Origin of the sequence: Nostoc sp. CHAB 5715 (assembly GCF_020829685.1) — a bacterium.
GTDB lineage: Bacteria > Cyanobacteriota > Cyanobacteriia > Cyanobacteriales > Nostocaceae > Nostoc.
On the sequence record NZ_JAIVFR010000954.1, the window covers coordinates 1 to 2812 of the forward strand.

Here is a 2812-nt window from a genome sequence, read left to right on the forward strand (position 1 = left end):
TAGATGCATCCCAATCTTTGACTGGGGTATCTATTACTGTTAACCTACAAACCCAAAGTTTGGTTGCCAATAACCTTCCTGGCTTGGGAACATTGTCATATACAGTAGTCAACTTTGACAATATCAAAGGCACAAATGGAGATGACAGGATTGTTGGTGACAAGCAAAATAACCTATTATCCAGTAATAATGGCAATGACACACTTGATGGGGGCTTGGGTACTGACACGCTAAATGGGGGAGCAGGCGACGACACTTACATCATTGATAGTACTACCGATACCATTACGGAAGCTGCGGATTCAGGCACAGATACCGTCCTGTCTTCTGTCACCTACACACTAGGCGCCAATCTGGAGAATCTGAGGCTGACGGGAACTAGCGCCATCAATGCGACAGGTAACAGTCTTAATAACATCCTCGTCGGTACTAATTTGAGCCGCAACATTCTGAATGGAAGAGCAGGCGATGACTCACTCATTGGTGGTAGCGGCGATGATATCCTCAACGGTGAGGACGGCGATGATAGACTACGAAGCGGACTCGACAATGACAGACTCAATGGCGGGTCCGGAGATGATGTCCTCATCAGTGTTTTTTCTGGTGGTTTTCCTGGTGGTAATCTGCTTCCACCTGGATTAGGGGAAACTGATACCTTGACTGGTGGGACTGGGGCAGATAGATTTATCCTGGGGGACTTCATAAATGTTTTCTACGACGATAACAACAGTGCGAATCCTGGTTTTGGGGACTTCGCTACTATTACTGACTTCGACTCTAGCCAAGATCAAATTCAACTCAAAGGATCTCTACTGGATTACCGTCTAGAAGTTATTGGAAACAACACACGAATATTCTTAGACAAACCTGGAGCAGAGCCAGATGAAATTATAAGTGTTGTTCTGGGGAGAAACAATCTCACACTTGATAGTGATGACTTCCTTTTCAATTTTGAAGGGGAAATTGCTGGAAAAGGTACAAACAACTCACTGTTAACCACTGAAGTGTTAGGTTCCTTGTCATCAGGCTCAAACGTTAATGCTTCAGGCCAGATAGCAACAGTTCAACCGGGGGACAATTCCGATTTCGACTTTTATAATTTTTCTTTAGCAAATTCAGGAACTGTCACTATCAGGACAGTGACATCGGGAGATTCAGTTCTCGGACTATTTAACGATACTGGGACTTTAGTGCAAACTGACGACGATGGTGGCGGTAACAATTCGTCATTAATTACCAGTTCGTTGAGTGCGGGTACATACTCCATTTCAGTTAGTAAATTTCCTTTCTTGCCTCAAGATGGCGGAACTTTCTCTGGTAGCGGCTCTAGACCTGATTTTTCTTATACGCTAGAAGTCAGTGTGGCATAAGAACGTTGTTAAATTAAGAAAGTAATTTCAGGCATTTAGTTTCCACAGTTTTTCCCCTATTTAATGTAGAGACTTTATATGTAACGTCTCTACATAATTCTAAAGATGGCTATTAACCATCATCTAAAGCCGCAATTCCAGGCAGGCAATACCTTGCTTTCAAGTAACTCCAAGCTAGCGCCGCCGTCAGTAGAAATGTAACTCATTTGGTCGGCTAAACCGACCGAATAATTATGTAATCCTTAAGTATTATTAAGTTTTACATAAATTCTAGATTCCTATATGAATTAAAGAAATGCATTCTAATGTGTATTTCCTTAATAGAAAATTATTTTTTGGTACAAAAAAAGATTTGCTACCAAAAAATCTGACTCGGATTGCTATAGATTACGCAAATGGCAAGTAATCTACATCTTTACTGATGAATAGTTCTTTAACTAAGGCTGAACTTACGTAGTAGTGAGAAATTCAGGAGAATTAACATGGCATTTATTTTCGGCAAAACAACTGCTGACAATCTTTCTGGGACTTCAGGAAATGACACGATAGTTGGTTGGGCTAGTGGTGGTAATGCCAATAGTACCTCCGGTAACGACACTTTGAATGGTGCAGATGGTAACGATTCTCTCGCAGGTGGAACGGCAAACGACAGTCTAATCGGTGGAAATGGCAATGACACACTTGATGGGGGCACAGGAAACAACACTCTAATAGGTGGTGCAGGCAATGACACCTTCATAGGCAGTCAGGGTAACGACAGCATTAATGGCGGAGATGGCAATGATACAGCAGACTACAGTCAATTAGATCAAGTCATTACCTTGTCAGGTTTTGGAACCATTGAAAAAGTTGGCGGATTTGGGCAAGACCAACTCTTTAGAGTAGAAAAGGTTATTGCTAATGCTAATGTTGCCAACAACACTATAGATGCATCCCAATCTCTGCCTGGGGTAGCTATCACCGTTAACCTGCGAACCCAAAGTCTGGCTGCCAATAACGTTCCTGGCTTAGGAGCATTGTCATTTACAGCAGTCAACTTTGATAATGTCATCGGCACAAATGGAAATGACAGCATTGTTGGTGACAGCCAAAATAACCGATTATCCGGTAATAATGGCGATGACACACTTGATGGGGGCTTGGGTACTGACACTCTAATAGGTGGTGCAGGCGACGACACTTACCTCGTTGACACTACTCTTGATAGGATTATAGAGGCTGCGAATTCAGGCACAGATACCGTCCGGTCTTCTGTCACCTACACACTAGGCACTAATCTGGAAAATCTGAGGCTGAGGGAAGGTAGCGATATCACCGGGACAGGTAACAGTCTTAGCAACTTCATTTTTGGTAATACTTCTAACAACACTTTGAATGGCGGAGCAGGCAATGATACTCTAGATGGTAATAATGGCAATGATATCCTCAATGGTGGTGACGGC

Annotated in this window: 2 protein-coding genes; both read left to right on the top strand. The window is 42.7% G+C overall.

The window, feature by feature from the left end; translation table 11 throughout:
* On the top strand, positions 1-1370 hold a 1370-nt coding region (locus LC574_RS34260; protein WP_229458063.1), incomplete at its 5' end, for a DVUA0089 family protein.
* 482 nt (positions 1371-1852) lie between these two features.
* The coding region (locus tag LC574_RS34270) for a calcium-binding protein (protein ID WP_229458064.1) at positions 1853-2812 on the top strand (960 nt) is incomplete at its 3' end.